13 protein-coding genes are annotated in these 12968 nt (G+C 64.0%); 7 read left to right on the top strand and 6 right to left on the bottom strand.

The genetic code is table 11. The features are described 5' to 3' along the window. Positions 1 to 354: 354 nt before the first annotated feature. From nreA to arcD, 3 genes are all read left to right on the top strand, one after another. A complete protein-coding gene (gene nreA, locus DWB23_RS01775) occupies positions 355 to 1656 on the top strand; it encodes a DNA repair protein NreA (RefSeq protein ID WP_121741091.1) in 1302 nt (433 codons plus the stop codon). 185 nt (positions 1657 to 1841) lie between these two features. After that, positions 1842 to 2036, top strand: a complete 195-nt coding sequence (locus DWB23_RS01770; RefSeq protein ID WP_121741090.1) for a hypothetical protein — start codon at positions 1842 to 1844, stop codon at positions 2034 to 2036. A gap of 171 nt (positions 2037 to 2207) precedes the next feature. After that, the gene (arcD, locus tag DWB23_RS01765; RefSeq protein ID WP_121741089.1) at positions 2208 to 3644 is read left to right on the top strand and encodes an arginine/ornithine antiporter ArcD; all 1437 of its coding nucleotides are present in this window, start codon (positions 2208 to 2210) and stop codon (positions 3642 to 3644) included. A 19-nt stretch (positions 3645 to 3663) separates the two neighbouring features. On the opposite strand, the gene DWB23_RS01760 is transcribed toward arcD, so the two are convergent. From DWB23_RS01760 to DWB23_RS01745, 4 genes are all read right to left on the bottom strand, one after another. Continuing rightward, on the bottom strand, positions 3664 to 4758 hold the full coding sequence (locus DWB23_RS01760) for an AI-2E family transporter (RefSeq protein WP_121741088.1): 1095 nt from the start codon (positions 4756 to 4758) through the stop codon (positions 3664 to 3666). A 191-nt stretch (positions 4759 to 4949) separates the two neighbouring features. Then, the gene (locus DWB23_RS01755; RefSeq protein WP_121741087.1) at positions 4950 to 5414 is read right to left on the bottom strand and encodes a DUF302 domain-containing protein; all 465 of its coding nucleotides are present in this window, start codon (positions 5412 to 5414) and stop codon (positions 4950 to 4952) included. A gap of 106 nt (positions 5415 to 5520) precedes the next feature. Continuing rightward, on the bottom strand, positions 5521 to 6219 hold the full coding sequence (locus DWB23_RS01750) for a CPBP family glutamic-type intramembrane protease (protein ID WP_121741086.1): 699 nt from the start codon (positions 6217 to 6219) through the stop codon (positions 5521 to 5523). Positions 6220 to 6233: 14 nt separating this feature from the next. Then, entirely contained in the window at positions 6234 to 6518 is a 285-nt protein-coding gene (locus DWB23_RS01745; RefSeq protein WP_121741085.1) for a DUF5789 family protein, read from the bottom strand. Between the two features lie 119 nt (positions 6519 to 6637). On the opposite strand from DWB23_RS01745, the gene DWB23_RS01740 reads away from it, so the two are divergent. Next, positions 6638 to 7618, top strand: a complete 981-nt coding sequence (locus DWB23_RS01740) for a tripartite tricarboxylate transporter TctB family protein (RefSeq protein ID WP_121741084.1) — start codon at positions 6638 to 6640, stop codon at positions 7616 to 7618. Positions 7619 to 7669: 51 nt separating this feature from the next. On the opposite strand, the gene DWB23_RS01735 is transcribed toward DWB23_RS01740, so the two are convergent. After that, positions 7670 to 8155 (bottom strand): metal-dependent hydrolase, encoded by a 486-nt coding sequence (locus DWB23_RS01735; RefSeq protein WP_121741083.1) that lies wholly within the window; start codon positions 8153 to 8155, stop codon positions 7670 to 7672. An 881-nt stretch (positions 8156 to 9036) separates the two neighbouring features. Further along, positions 9037 to 9549: a CinA family protein gene (locus DWB23_RS01725; protein WP_121741081.1), complete on the bottom strand. Its 513-nt coding sequence runs from the start codon at positions 9547 to 9549 to the stop codon at positions 9037 to 9039. 109 nt (positions 9550 to 9658) lie between these two features. On the opposite strand from DWB23_RS01725, the gene DWB23_RS01720 reads away from it, so the two are divergent. From DWB23_RS01720 to DWB23_RS01710, 3 genes are all read left to right on the top strand, one after another. Continuing rightward, positions 9659 to 10759 carry a pyridoxal phosphate-dependent aminotransferase gene (locus DWB23_RS01720; protein ID WP_121741080.1) on the top strand — a complete coding sequence of 367 codons (1101 nt, stop codon included), beginning with the start codon at positions 9659 to 9661 and terminating at the stop codon, positions 10757 to 10759. A gap of 157 nt (positions 10760 to 10916) precedes the next feature. Then, the gene (locus DWB23_RS01715; RefSeq protein WP_121741079.1) at positions 10917 to 12104 is read left to right on the top strand and encodes an ArsA family ATPase; all 1188 of its coding nucleotides are present in this window, start codon (positions 10917 to 10919) and stop codon (positions 12102 to 12104) included. 70 nt (positions 12105 to 12174) lie between these two features. Beyond that, positions 12175 to 12924 carry a DUF7847 domain-containing protein gene (locus tag DWB23_RS01710; protein WP_121741078.1) on the top strand — a complete coding sequence of 250 codons (750 nt, stop codon included), beginning with the start codon at positions 12175 to 12177 and terminating at the stop codon, positions 12922 to 12924. Positions 12925 to 12968: the final 44 nt, after the last annotated feature.

Genomic DNA, 12968 nt, shown 5'->3' with positions numbered 1-12968 from the left:
CAGCGTCGCCGATTCCCCGTGGGCGACGTTCGAGACGGTCCGTTCGGTAACCCCGAATCGGTGCGAGCGTTTTCTCGCTCTGAGAACGCGCTTCTAGGTACATTACGGTCGGGCCGAAACGAACGTGTGAGGTCTGGTGGTGTGACCACGGCCGGACCTCTGCCTCTGACACTTCTGGCGTCACTCGACTCCGAGCGTAGCGACGAGCTCGATCGTGCGGATGAAACCGGCACACGGGTGCCTCGACCGCCTCTCCGTGACCGAGGACGGTATCCCTGCGCGGCGACACCGAGCGCGAGGCGACGCCGGACGGCAACTCAACATTCAAACCCGAGCCGTTCCTACGGATACTGAATGCGCCTCGACGACTACATCGAGGATCTCGAGCCGGACGAGGAAGCCGAGCGACGGCGACTCGCGAAGGAGAAGTCCTACGCGATCACGGACCACCTCGAGGAGTTCGAACAGCGCTTCGACGATGCCCTCAGCGGCGACTCCCTCGTGGGTTCGACGGCCCCGTCGATCTTCGTCGGGCGGTCGAACTATCCCGACATTCCCGTGGGACTGCTCTCGCCGGTTGGCGACGAGGACGCCGCCGAGGAGTACGTCACCGACGGGAACTGGTACGAACAGGGCCACGGGATCACGGACGTACTACAGCGACGGACGGGCCTGTTGAACTCCAGTAAGCGCACGAACGTCGATTCGCCGAGCATCGCGAGCCGGTTTACGCCCTCGGTCCACGACACCTGGGACGGCTTCGTCGGCGTCCAGCGCGAGGTCGCCATCGCCGGTCGGCCGGTCGATCTCGAGATCGGACTGGACGCCAAACCGGACCTCGGGCTCGATACGGGCACGGACGTCGCGACGCCGCGCGGGCCGCGCGCCAACGCCCGGAACGCGGAGCTGCGGGAGAACCCGTACGTCCCCAAACCGGTCAAGAAGACCCTCGAGGACGACGACTGGCAGGCCCAGGGCGCGATGACCTACCTCTATCGCCGCGGGTTCGACGTCTACGAGATCAACTCCATACTCTCGGCCGGCGCGCTGGGCGAGACCAAACAGCGGCGACTCGTGCCGACGCGCTGGTCGATCACCGCGGTGGACGACACCGTCGGCCAGTTCCTGCGCGGCGGCATTCGCAGCGCGCCCAGTATCAACGAGGTACAGGTCTGGGCCAACGAGTACATGGGCAACCGTTACTGGGTGGTCCTCGCACCCGGCAACTGGGAGTTCGAACTCGTCGAGATGAAAGCCCCCGGCAGCATCTGGAACCCCGACCCCCACGACGACGTCTGGCTCGCGAGTGCCAGCGAAGGGTTCGAGGGGCGCTCGAGCTACGTCGAGGAGACCGCGGGCGCCTACTACGCGGCCCGGTTGGGCGTCCTCGAGTACCTCGAGTCGATCGGTCGGCAGGCGAAGTGTCTCGTCTTGCGAGAGGTTTCCGACGACTACTGGGCACCCGTCGGCGTCTGGCAGGTCCGCGAAAGCGTGCGAAACGCGTTCGAGGGCCACTACGGCGAGGCGGAAACGTTCCACGAGGCGGTCGCGGAGATCGCGACGCAGTTGCCGGTGTCCCACGCCCGACTCCGTCGCAAGTCGGAACTCGCGGCGGGGCTGCAGTCGAATCTCAGCGCGTTTTCGAGCACGAAATAGCGATGTGACGAGCCTCCGATCACCGATCCGCGAACGGTGCTGACGGTACCCTCGAGCGACGAGTCGCAACCCTCGAACAGCGCATTGAGCGCCGCGACGGAGACGATGCCGATCGCCGAACGGGCGCGACGGGACGGTCTTTCCGAAACCGAGCGCCTAAACCGTCCGAACGCGTTCACGAGGGTATGTGGCTCGCGCTCGTCAGCACCGAATTCCTCATCGTGATCGCGATGATCGCGCTGCTCGTCGGCATGCCGCTGTTCGTCATCGCCGTAACCGCGATCGTCACGGGGTATATCCAGTACGACGCCGAGCAGCGACTCGAGGAGTTCGAGTCCGACGAGGGCGACGTTCCGGTACGAGAAGACGGGCCGCGGTAACTCTCGGTGGCCGGTTCGCGACAGTTTTCTCGGACAGAGTCGCGCGGATAGCGCCGACGTTCGCTCGAGATCGATCGTAACCTTCGCCGTGCGGTCCCCACTCCGCGCTCGATGAATAACCATCGAGAATAAAACGGACATTTTTTATTCTCCGGTTGCATACGTCCGTCGATGTCATTGAATTTCACTCCGACGACGGTCGACGACCTCGATCCGGAGCGACGGCCCTCGGTCGCGCTCGCGCTCGTTCCGGTGTTCGCAGTCGTGCTCTTCCTCGGCGTGGGATCTGCGCTACTCGGTTTCGATCCCCACGTGCCGCTTCTCTGGAGTATCGTTGTCACGGGCGCGTTCGGCCACTACCTGGGCTACTCGTGGGACGATCTCTACGACGGGATCGCTAACGGGCTTTTGATGGGGCTGCAGGCGATCCTGATCCTCTTTACCATTTACGCGCTCATCGCGACCTGGGTCGCCGCCGGCACGATCCCGGCGATGATGTACTACGGCCTCGAGTTGCTGACGCCGACGGTGTTCCTGCCGGCCACGGCCGTACTGGCCGCCGCCGTCGCGTTTTCGATCGGGTCCTCGTGGACGACGGTGGGGACGCTCGGCGTCGCGTTCGTCGGTATCGGTTCGGGACTCGGGATCTCCGGGCCGATGACCGTCGGCGCGGTCCTCTCCGGCGCGTACGCTGGCGACAAACAATCGCCACTGTCGGACACGACGAACCTCGCGGCCGGCGTGACGAACACGCCGCTGTACGACCACATTCGCCGGATGCGAACGGGAACGGTCATCGCCTTCGGACTCGCGGTCGCGATCTTCGCCGTCCTCGGTCTCCAGACCAGCGGTACCGTCCCGACCGGTCGCGTTTCCGAGATTCAGACCGCACTCGCCGGCACGTACAGCGTCTCGTTGTTGGTGTTTCTCCCCTTGATGTTCACCTTCGCGCTTGCGCTTCGGGGGTATCCCGCCCTCCCGACGCTCGTCGCCGGGGCTATCGCCGGCGTCTTCACGTCGATACTCCTCCAGGGATCCGGTTTCGTTCCCGCGTGGAACGTCTTCCTGAACGGAACCGAACCCGGGACCGGTTTGGAACTGGTCGACGAACTGCTCGCCACCGGCGGTCTGACGGGTTCGGCCTGGACGATCACCGTCGTCGTCGCCGCGTTGGCCCTCGGCGGACTCCTCGAGAAAACCGGCGTCCTCGCGGTCCTTGCACACCGGCTCTCGCAGGGCGTCCGAAGCTCCAGGACCCTGATCGCCGGCACCGGTATTTCCGCGATCTTCATCAACGCGCTTACCGCCCAGCAGTACATGAGTATCGTGCTTCCGGGAATGACGCTTCGAAACCTCTACGAGGAGTTCGGCCTCGACAGCGACGAACTCTCCCGCGCCGTCGAAGCGGCCGGGACGCCGACCGGGGCGCTCATCCCGTGGCACGCCGGCGGCGTCTTCATGGCCTCTGCGACCGGCGTTTCGACGCTGTCGTACGCGCCCTTCTACCTGTTCGGAATCCTGTCGCCGCTGGTGCTGTTCGCGATGGTGCTGACCGGATTCGGTGTACCGATGCGGCACCGTTCCGAAGCGGCCCAGACCGCGGACTGATTCCGTTCGCCAGGGGTCGTCATCCCCCGACTCGCTCCGATCCTTTCGACTCCGCGAGTTGGCGTCCGGGCTCTGCCCCGGGTTGGCGAGACCGTTCTTCCACGGTCAGGTTCATCGCGCTGAAGACGTTCAACCCCGCCTTGAACACCGCGAGCAGGACGGGTCCGAGGAACAGTCCCATGATGCCGAGCAGGTAGATTCCGCCGATGACGCCGACGAGAACGACCGCCGGGTGGAGCCCCGACGTCCGGTCGACGAAGATCGCCCGCAGGTAGTTGTCCACGAGCGAGAGAACCGAGATTCCGTACAGCAACAGGGCGACCGCGTGGAGCGGGTCGGCCGCGAGCCCGAGATAGACGACGGCGGGTCCCCACACCAGCCAGACGCCGACCGCCGGAAGGAACGAGACGACGATCATGACCACGGTCCAGAACGCGACGTTCGGAACGCCGAGCAGATACAAGCCGAGACCACCGAGCACGCCCTCGACCAGCGCGACGAGGACGTGGCTCTGAATCACCGCCCAGGTGACGGCCTCGACCTCCTCGAAGAGTTCCTCACGTACCTCGTCCTCGAGCGGTGCGACGTCGCGAAGCCAGGCGACGAACTCGGGACCGTCGACCAGCAGGTAGTAGAGCAAGAACACGACGACCAGCAGTCCAACACTCATTCGGATACTCGCGTTCAACAGCCCGACGAACTCCATCAGTACGATCTCGACGGTGGTGGAGAGCGAGCCCTCGATCTCCGCGACGATTCCGGTTTCGATCGACCGGAGCGTCTCCTCTTCGATGCCGAGGTCGAGTGCAACGTTCCTGATCCCATCGATCGTCGCTAGTTCGTCGAAACCGTTGAGAAACGAAAACACGGTCTGGAGGATGATTACCGAGAGAAACAGTATCGGAGCGACCGCAGCGACGATCGCGAACCCGGTGAGAGTAAGCGCCGAGACCCGCGGCCCGAGACGCGTCTCGAGTCGTGCCTGAAGGGGGTAGAGAACGAACGCGAGGAGGGCGGCTGCCATGATGTACTGTATCAGCGGTGCGACCAGCAAGGCGGCGATCGCGGCGAGGGCGACGAGCAGGAGGGCGAAAAATGTCGTTCGAACGTCCATACGTCACGGTAAACCGTTCATTACATAAATATTGACATTTTTGACTGTCATTTCCGACGGCGAGTCGCGACGAGGGTTCCATCACTGGGTCGGCAAGAAGGAGGGGGATGCAATCGCCGGATCGGCGGGAAAACGCTCGGACGCGTGTGATCGCTCGAGGCTCTATTCGGCGACTCGTCGTCCTCGAGCCCCTACTCCGTGACCTCGATTTCCACCGAATCGAATCGCTCGAAGGCGTCCTCGGTGAGATCGCCGGTCGTTTCGACGATCTCGCGCCACTCGTCGTTGTCGGGTGCCGTGCCGAGCAGTCGGGCGATCTTCATGATCGAAACGTGGTAGACGCGCTGACGACCCGGCTCCTCCTCCCAGACGATCACGTTGCAGGGGAAGAGGCCGCCGATCCGCATCGTCTCGTCGAGCGCCCGGTCCGCGATCTCGGGGTTGCAAGCTCCGAGCACGTAGTAGGGGTCGCGGTCGGCATCGACCTTCTCGTTCAACAGTTCCGACGGCGAGAACTCGACCGGGATTCCGAACCCGACGTCTTCACAGACCTCGCGGACGTGTTCGATGGCTTCCTCGTGGTCCATCTCGAGGACGGCCTGTTTCTCGCCGTACGCCTCCGGATCGATCGTGGCAGGGTCGATTGGCAGCGACATACTCGGACCATCGACGGGAGTTCACTAAAGCCCCATCGTCATCGGCGCGGTTCAGCCTGGCCGCGGTTTCCGACCGCGACGACCCGTCCGCGGCTCCCAGCGACCGTTACAACGGGATCGGGAGCCACTCGAGGGCGCGTAGCACCGCCGTCGGATCGAACAGCGGATCGTGCAAGACGAGCCAGTCGAGCAGGACGAGGCCGGCTCCGTGGGCGATAACGGAGGGGAGAATGGAGTCGGACTCGTAGTCCACCGCGCCGAAGAGGATGTCCGTCGGCCCCGAGAGCAGGAACTCGATCGGCGGCTTTCCGGAGTGGTGGATCATGTAGACGACGGGGCTGATGAACACCGCTTTGAAACCGATCTCCTTGACGCCGACGCAGAGCAACCCGCGGTAGTAGGTCTCGGCCGCCAGCGCGAGGATGAACAACTGGATCGCGTGCGGGATGAACTCGCCCAGCGCGGCCGAGGTTTGCCACATGGGGTAGTACGTCCGGATCGTCGGCAGCGTTGATCCCACGAGATAGAACGGGAGGACGAACAGCGAGAGCAAGACCGCGTTGCGAATCGCGACGCGATCGACGTTCCAGCCGACGTGATTGCCGTGAGTGAGTCCAAGGGCGAGCGGTCCGCCGATCAACAACACGGCGTCGACCACCGCTCGGCGTCCGAGTTCACTGGGAACGTACCGCATCCACAGCAGCGTGAGAATCGCCCCGGTTAGCAGGGACTTCTGAACCCAGGAGAGTCGGTCGAACTGGTCTCGAAGCCAGCGACCGCCGCTGCGCACACCCTCTGTTACCACGGTACCACAGGCGGTTACTCGTCCGCGGTCGGGACCGGTCCGGTACCGACGACCGCCCGGACGTGGGCCTCGAACTCCTGACGGCGCTGGAAGTACGTCTCGTCGACGTCCTCGAGGACGGCCGCCAGCGCTCGCGGTCCGTCCGGCGTCCGTACGATGCTGTCTCCCTCGAGACGCTCGATTTCGCTCTTTTCTTTCGGCCAGGTCAGCCGGGAGGTCACGCGGGCGAGGGGGGCACCCTCGACGGGAGTCTGCGCTCCGAGCGTAACGGCCGGCTCTTCGTCGTCCTCGTCGCTCATGGTCCTCCGTTTGCGAGCCCGTCGATTCAAGCTTTCGTTTCGCGGGGTCAGCCCAACCTCTCCGTCCGGCGAGGTGTGTCTGACGTAGCGTTTTGTGATGGGAGGCCCAAGTCACGCACATGACAAGCCTGACGGAGGCCTACGACGGGAGCGCGGGGGGCACGGCGAGCCCCGGGCGTCTCTACGCGGGGACGGCGCTCGTCCTGCTCGGCGCGGTTTTGGCCGTCGTAGCCGTGCTCACGGCGACGACCGACCTCTTCAGCGCCACTGCATCCGCGCTTTCCCCCGGCATAATCGATCACCTCGCCGCGGTTCGCATGGCGGGTATCCTCGCCGGTCTCGGCGTCCCGACCGCACTCGTCGGCGTCTTCCTCGTGTTGCCGGCCAGCCGTCGTGTCCACGCCGCCGCCGCGATCAGCGTGAGCCTGTGTCTGCTCGGGGTCGTCCTCTTCTGGGACGCCTATCCCCAGGACTGGCGAACCTACGGCGAGGATCACACGCTCCGCGTCTCCGCGATCTACCTTCTCGGGCTCTTCACCGCCGTCTGGAGCCTCTTTACCGCCATCGTCAACTTCAAGACCCGAAACGACCCCGGCGGTGCCCTCGAGATGAACGTCACCCGCCACAACCAGACCGTCGTCGAGGTCGCCGAATCGAACACCTCGAGCGGCTTCGGCGGCATCGGCTTCTTCGGCGGAAAACCGGACGGCGACGTCGAAACGCAAACGAACACGACCGAACCCGACGACGAACCGTCGGATTCGAGCCGATCCGTTCGGCGTTCGACAGTCAGCTCCGACTCCGAAACCGGTACCGGCCCCGCTCGAGCCCGAACGCCCGGTGTCGCGACCAGCGACGGCGGGACGGCCGCCTCGGATCTCACCTCCCCGAACGACGCCAGTGGCGGGCGCGACGCGGAAATCGTCGAATCGGAATCCGAACGGTCGCCGTCGGACGAACCCACGGATCGTTACTGTGGGAACTGCAGTCACTTCGAATACGTTCGTTCGTCCGGCGGCATGGTTCCCTACTGTGCCCTCCAAGAGACGGCGATGGACGATATGGACGCCTGCGAGGAGTGGACGCCGAACAACCGGTAACCGAGACGAGTTCTGCAACGAGAGGGGAGAAATCGAGCGACGATCGCTCAACTAGAAGCCGACGGTCTGTCGTCCGACCTCGAGACTCCGCTGGGGGACTTCGTAGATGACCAGCGCGACGGCTACCAGTTCGAGAACCGTGATGAACACCGTCATCACGTCCGCGCGCTTACTGCTGACGGCGACGCCGATCGGAAGGCCGAACTCCTTCTTCCAGAGCGGATAAAATAGCGCGATGCCGCGCTTGCTGCCCGCGACGTCGAGTACGTAGTGGGTCAGGACGCCGATCCAGACGTACTCGAGGTTGCCGAAGACGTACGGAAAGGCGATAAACCCGAGCAGAACCGGGAGGCTGTGGAGCGTCTTCCGGTGCTTGCCGAACTCCGTGTCGACGTCCGGGAACAGCGCCCCCAGCGTCACCGGAACGCCGATCATGATGATGGACCGAAACGTCTCGAGGTCGCCCGCCGGTTCGAGGATGTAACCGAGCCCGAGGCTCAAGAGAATGGCGTTGAGAACGTGTCCCTTCTTGTTCATCTACCTGCTACTGGAGAGTCAACCGACGAATAGCTTTCTTTCGAAGAGTGTCTTCGCTCCGGATCGATTTCAAGGCTCTGTTGAAATCCTATTCTTCAGCTGTATTTTTGTGTGAAACACGTTCACTACAGCTGCGAACTTACCATAGTTCACCGACCGCAAACGCTATACGATACAGGAGACAATCTACTGATATGTATGGGTCTGTCCGGGTCGCACTTGAGGACTGGTATAATCCAAGTGTTTCGTCTGCAGTGATTCTGTTGATGGGTTCGAGTTTTAGCCTCTTCTTGTTCCTCAACAGCCCTGATTTCACGAACCCGTACTACGTTTTCGGAGTCGGAGTAATGGTCTTTACAATTGTCTTTGCGGTGGTTATGCTTATTTCTGCACTATTGAAGAACCAGTAACTACTCCCTCTCTACTGAACGGCAGCTACGTGTGCGTACTTGTCGATTCTGTTTTTGCAGTGATGACTCGAAGACGAGCGTATTGCTGCCGCTGGCGGCGGTGATTTCCACGTCCTCCCCAGCCGATTTCTCCTCACGGTGCGAAGCACCCGTTCGGATGGTTCGCGGAACCTCCGGTTCCGCGCTAACGCTCGCTCACAAGCTCACTCGCTCATCCATAGGAAGGCGCTTTGTGTCTTCCACGCAGTCGCTCGTTTCACTCGCGACGACTACGAACCGCGTCTCACTGTTCGTTCGACGCGGCCCAGCGCGCGCCACCGCACGTGATTTGAGCGGTTTGGAGTGACGATGGAATCACCTGTACTTACCGTGGAGGGTGCCAAAAACATCATTAACTAGTGGTCTTAACGGAGCCAGTTTCGAGACTTCCAGATCCGGTCCCTTCGGCGATTCGCCCGGACGGCGAAGTGCTCACTGCTCGTCGATCGCCTCGAGCAAGTCCTCGAGCGCTCGATCGACGGTCTTCGCCCGAACGGCTGCCCGGTCGCCGTCGAAGACGTATCGGGAGACCGACGCGAACGAGGCGTCGCTCCCCCACGGACCGGCGTAGGCGACGCCGATGTAGACCGTGCCGACCGGGTCCGCCTCGGTTCCGCCGGTCGGGCCGGCGACACCCGTCGTTGCGACGCCCCACGTGACGTCCGCGACGTCCCGAACTCCGCGGGCCATCTCGCGGGCGACGGGTTCGGAGACGGCACCGTGCTCGTCGAGCGCCTCGCGGCTGACCCCGAGGTGGCGGCGCTTGGCGTCGTACGCGTAGGTCGTCAGCCCCGCATCGAAGTAGTCGCTCGCGCCCGGAATGGCCGTAATCGCCGCGCCGATCAATCCGCCGGTACAGGACTCGGCGACGGCGAGCGTCTCCTCGCGATCCCGGAGCGCGTCGCCGATGTCCATGGGACGGTCCCGATCGATATCGTCGTTCATGCGTGACTCGAGGGAAGGGGACGGACGACCGTCAAAGCGTGGGTTGGGAACCACTGACTGGGGAGGACCGAACGGAAAGAACGACGGTGGCGGCCGACGCTGTACCGGTATGGAGTACGAGACGCCGCTGTTCTTTCAGGTGATGCAGTACGCGGACCGAGCGGAGCGCGACGTTATCGACATGGTCAGTGGCAACCCCGACTGGGAGCCGCCCGAGGCGCTTCGCGACGGACTCCGCGAGTACGCCGATCTCGAGCCGGACGCGTTCCAGTATCCGCCGAGCGAGGGGCTGCTCGAGCTTCGCGAGGAGATCGCCGCCCGCCGAGGCGTCGACGCCGAACAGGTGATCGTCACGAACGGGGCAGGCGAGGCGAACTACCTCGCGATGGCGCGGGCGCTCGAGCGCGACCGCGGGACGGAGATCCTGCTAACGGATCCGGTCTACCCGTACTATCCCGGCAAGACGACGATGTTGGGCGGGACCCAGCGATTCGTGGCGACGGACAACGAGGGGCAGCTCGATCCCGCCGACGTTCGCGAGGCCGCGAACGAGGAGACGGCGGCGATCGTCGTCAACTCGCCGAACAACCCGACCGGAGCGGTCTACCCCGAGGAAACGGTTCGGGAACTCGTCGCCATTGCGGAGGAGTACGACGCGATCCTCGTCAGCGACGAGGTCTACGACCACTTCGACCTCTCGGGGGAGTTCTCGAGCGCGCTCCAGTTCGATTCGGCCCACCGGATCGTCACCAACGCCTTCTCGAAGTCGATGGCGATCACCGGCGTTCGCGTCGGCTACGCCGTCTTTCCGCGGAGCCTCGTCGCGAACGCCAAGAGCCGACACATGCTGGTCAACGTCGCCACCACCCGACCCGGCCAGTACGCGGTCTCGCGGGCACTACGGGAGACGAGTCCCGACTACTACGAGGCGAACCGCGAGTTGCTCCGCGAGCGCGTCGCGACGTTCACCGACGCCCTCGACGCTGCCGGCGCGGAGTACACCACGCCGCAGGGATCGTTCTATGTGATGGCGCGCTTCGAGGGCTATCCGGGAACGCTCGAGAACGTCGAACGGCTGATCGACGAGGCCGGCGTCGCCGGGATGCCCGGCGAGGCGTTCGGCGACTCGCGGGCGGACTGGCTCCGGTTCGCGCTCGTGACGCCGCGAGTCGAGGAGGCGGCTCGGCGGTTGGCGGCGTACTTCGACTGACGCAGCATCTGCTCGCGTGCGGGCGGCACGGAATTGGACGACGCACGATTCTGGACGGGTGAGCTCCGACGAGCGGTTTCTACGGTCGCCAGATGCCACACCGTGCGATCCGGACGGGACCGACGAATACTCGTGTCGGGGCGGGAAAGTAGCCGTTATGAGTGGAATCGACGTCGAGCCGGTCGATAAGACGTCCGAGGAGGAACCAGCGGACGACGACGGCGCACACTCCATCGAGGTGACGCCGACTGATTCCGTCGCGGACGACGAACGCGAGACGATCGACGTGGAGCCGTCCGACGAGCCCGTCGACGGCCCCGACTACGTCCTCTACGGCGGAAAAGGCGGCGTCGGAAAGACGACGATGGCCGCCGCAACTGCCCTCGACAGCGCCCGCCGTGGGACCAGCACGCTCGTCGTCTCGACGGACCCGGCACACTCCCTCTCGGACACCTTCGAAACGGACGTCCCGGCCGAACCCGGCCGTATTCGCGACGATATCCCCCTCTACGCGGCCGAGATCGATCCGGAGGCTGCCATGGAGGACGGGCAGGCCGCGTTCCCGGGCGCTGGCGGCGAGGGCAGCCTCGGCGGAGGTGGCGAAGCCGCCGACGCGGGCGGAATGGGTGATCTCGGCGGGCTCGGCGAACTGCTCGGCGGCGAGTCGCCGATGGACGCCCTCTTCGGCGGCGGGATGCCCGGTGCCGACGAGGCCGCCGCGATGCAACTGCTCCTCGAGTACATGGACGATCCCCGGTTCGAGCGCGTGATCGTCGACACCGCACCGACGGGCCACACCCTCCGGCTGCTCAAACTGCCCGAACTGATGGATTCGATGATGGGGAAAATCATCCAGTTCCGCCAGCGGATCGGCGGGATGATCGACGGGATGAAAGGCGTGTTCGGCGGGCAAGAGCCGCCCGAAGACGAATCGGATCTCGAGGACCTGAACGAGCTTCGCGAGCGGATCGAGCGGCTTCGAGCGGCGCTACAGGATCCGTCCCGAACGGATTTCCGGATCGTCATGGTTCCCGAGGAGATGAGCGTCTTCGAGTCCAAGCGCCTGCGCCAGCAGCTTCGGGAGTTCGAAATTCCGGTCGGCACCGTGGTCGTCAACCGCGTGATGGAACCCCTTTCTAACGTCACCGACGACGTTCACGGCGAGTTCCTCCAGCCGAATCTGGACGACTGCGCGTTCTGTCAGCGCCGCTGGGACGTCCAGCAGCAAGCGCTCGCGGAGGCTCAAGACCTCTTCCGCGGAACCGACGTGCGGCGAGTGCCGCTGTTCGCCGACGAAGTTCGCGGGGAGGGGATGCTCGAGGTCGTCGCGGCCTGTCTGCGGTGATCGCTCGGATCGAGCTGTCGGCACCACAATAAGACTGCCGTTTTATATATCCAATCTGCCATTTCACCGTATGAATGGGACACTTCGACGGAAGGGAACGATCGGAACGATCGGTGACGCGATCGGATGGCTCCGGCGAAATCCGATCCTCATCGGCGTCTTCTTCCTCTACGGTCTCCTCGACCTTTTCAGCGGACTGTTCGGTCCGATCGGCGGTGTGCTCACCCTACTCGGTTTTTTCGTCGGACCCTACATCGACGGCCTCGTCCACGTGATCGGGGCGCAAGAAGCGGCCGGTGAGACCAGCGACATCGGTCGGGCGTCGACCGCCGTCCTCAGACGATTTCTCTCGCTGATCGGCGTGATGGTGTTGTACATACTGATAGTCGCGGTCGGACTCATTTTGTTCGTTCTTCCCGGACTCTACTTCGGCCTTCGTCTCTCACTCGCGTTTCCCGCGTGCGTTATCGACGATCAGGGCGCGTTCGAGAGCCTCGATACGAGCTGGACCGTCGCGAAGGGAAACCTGCTCAAACTGTTCGGCATCTCCGTCGCGTTGTTTCTCCTCACCATCGCCACGATAGTCGTTACGCTGCTAGCTACCGGTCTCGAGGAAGAGTTCTACCTCGCGTATCTCGCCGTGTCAGCGGTCTTCACCGCGTTCATCAGCCCGGTCGTCCAGTTCGCGTACGCCCGCGTCTACCTCGAGAATCGCCCCGTCTCCGATTCGCACTCGGATACCACTAGCCGCCACGAGTCCTCGTGGGGTTCGACGGACGACAGGGCTCGAGACGATTCCTGGGGAGGCGACGACTGGTAGAGTCGACGCCCGGACCGATAGTTGCCATCGAACGTCGCTGCACA

It is taken from the genome of Natronorubrum halophilum, assembly GCF_003670115.1.
Lineage (GTDB): Archaea > Halobacteriota > Halobacteria > Halobacteriales > Natrialbaceae > Natronorubrum > Natronorubrum halophilum.
Note: the sequence above shows the minus strand (reverse complement) of the source record. Positions and strands in the feature narration are given on the sequence as shown.

What these genes read in the sequence shown, in the direction of transcription:
- nreA (WP_121741091.1), top strand. Translation starts at nt 355, where the DNA reads ATGCGCCTCGACGACTACATCGAGGATCTCGAGCCGGACGAGGAAGCC.
- DWB23_RS01770 (WP_121741090.1), top strand. Translation starts at nt 1,842, where the DNA reads ATGTGGCTCGCGCTCGTCAGCACCGAATTCCTCATCGTGATCGCGATG.
- arcD (WP_121741089.1), top strand. Translation starts at nt 2,208, where the DNA reads ATGTCATTGAATTTCACTCCGACGACGGTCGACGACCTCGATCCGGAG.
- DWB23_RS01760 (WP_121741088.1), bottom strand. Translation starts at nt 4,758, where the DNA reads ATGGACGTTCGAACGACATTTTTCGCCCTCCTGCTCGTCGCCCTCGCC.
- DWB23_RS01755 (WP_121741087.1), bottom strand. Translation starts at nt 5,414, where the DNA reads ATGTCGCTGCCAATCGACCCTGCCACGATCGATCCGGAGGCGTACGGC.
- DWB23_RS01745 (WP_121741085.1), bottom strand. Translation starts at nt 6,518, where the DNA reads ATGAGCGACGAGGACGACGAAGAGCCGGCCGTTACGCTCGGAGCGCAG.
- DWB23_RS01740 (WP_121741084.1), top strand. Translation starts at nt 6,638, where the DNA reads ATGACAAGCCTGACGGAGGCCTACGACGGGAGCGCGGGGGGCACGGCG.
- DWB23_RS01735 (WP_121741083.1), bottom strand. Translation starts at nt 8,155, where the DNA reads ATGAACAAGAAGGGACACGTTCTCAACGCCATTCTCTTGAGCCTCGGG.
- DWB23_RS01725 (WP_121741081.1), bottom strand. Translation starts at nt 9,549, where the DNA reads ATGAACGACGATATCGATCGGGACCGTCCCATGGACATCGGCGACGCG.
- DWB23_RS01720 (WP_121741080.1), top strand. Translation starts at nt 9,659, where the DNA reads ATGGAGTACGAGACGCCGCTGTTCTTTCAGGTGATGCAGTACGCGGAC.
- DWB23_RS01715 (WP_121741079.1), top strand. Translation starts at nt 10,917, where the DNA reads ATGAGTGGAATCGACGTCGAGCCGGTCGATAAGACGTCCGAGGAGGAA.
- DWB23_RS01710 (WP_121741078.1), top strand. Translation starts at nt 12,175, where the DNA reads ATGAATGGGACACTTCGACGGAAGGGAACGATCGGAACGATCGGTGAC.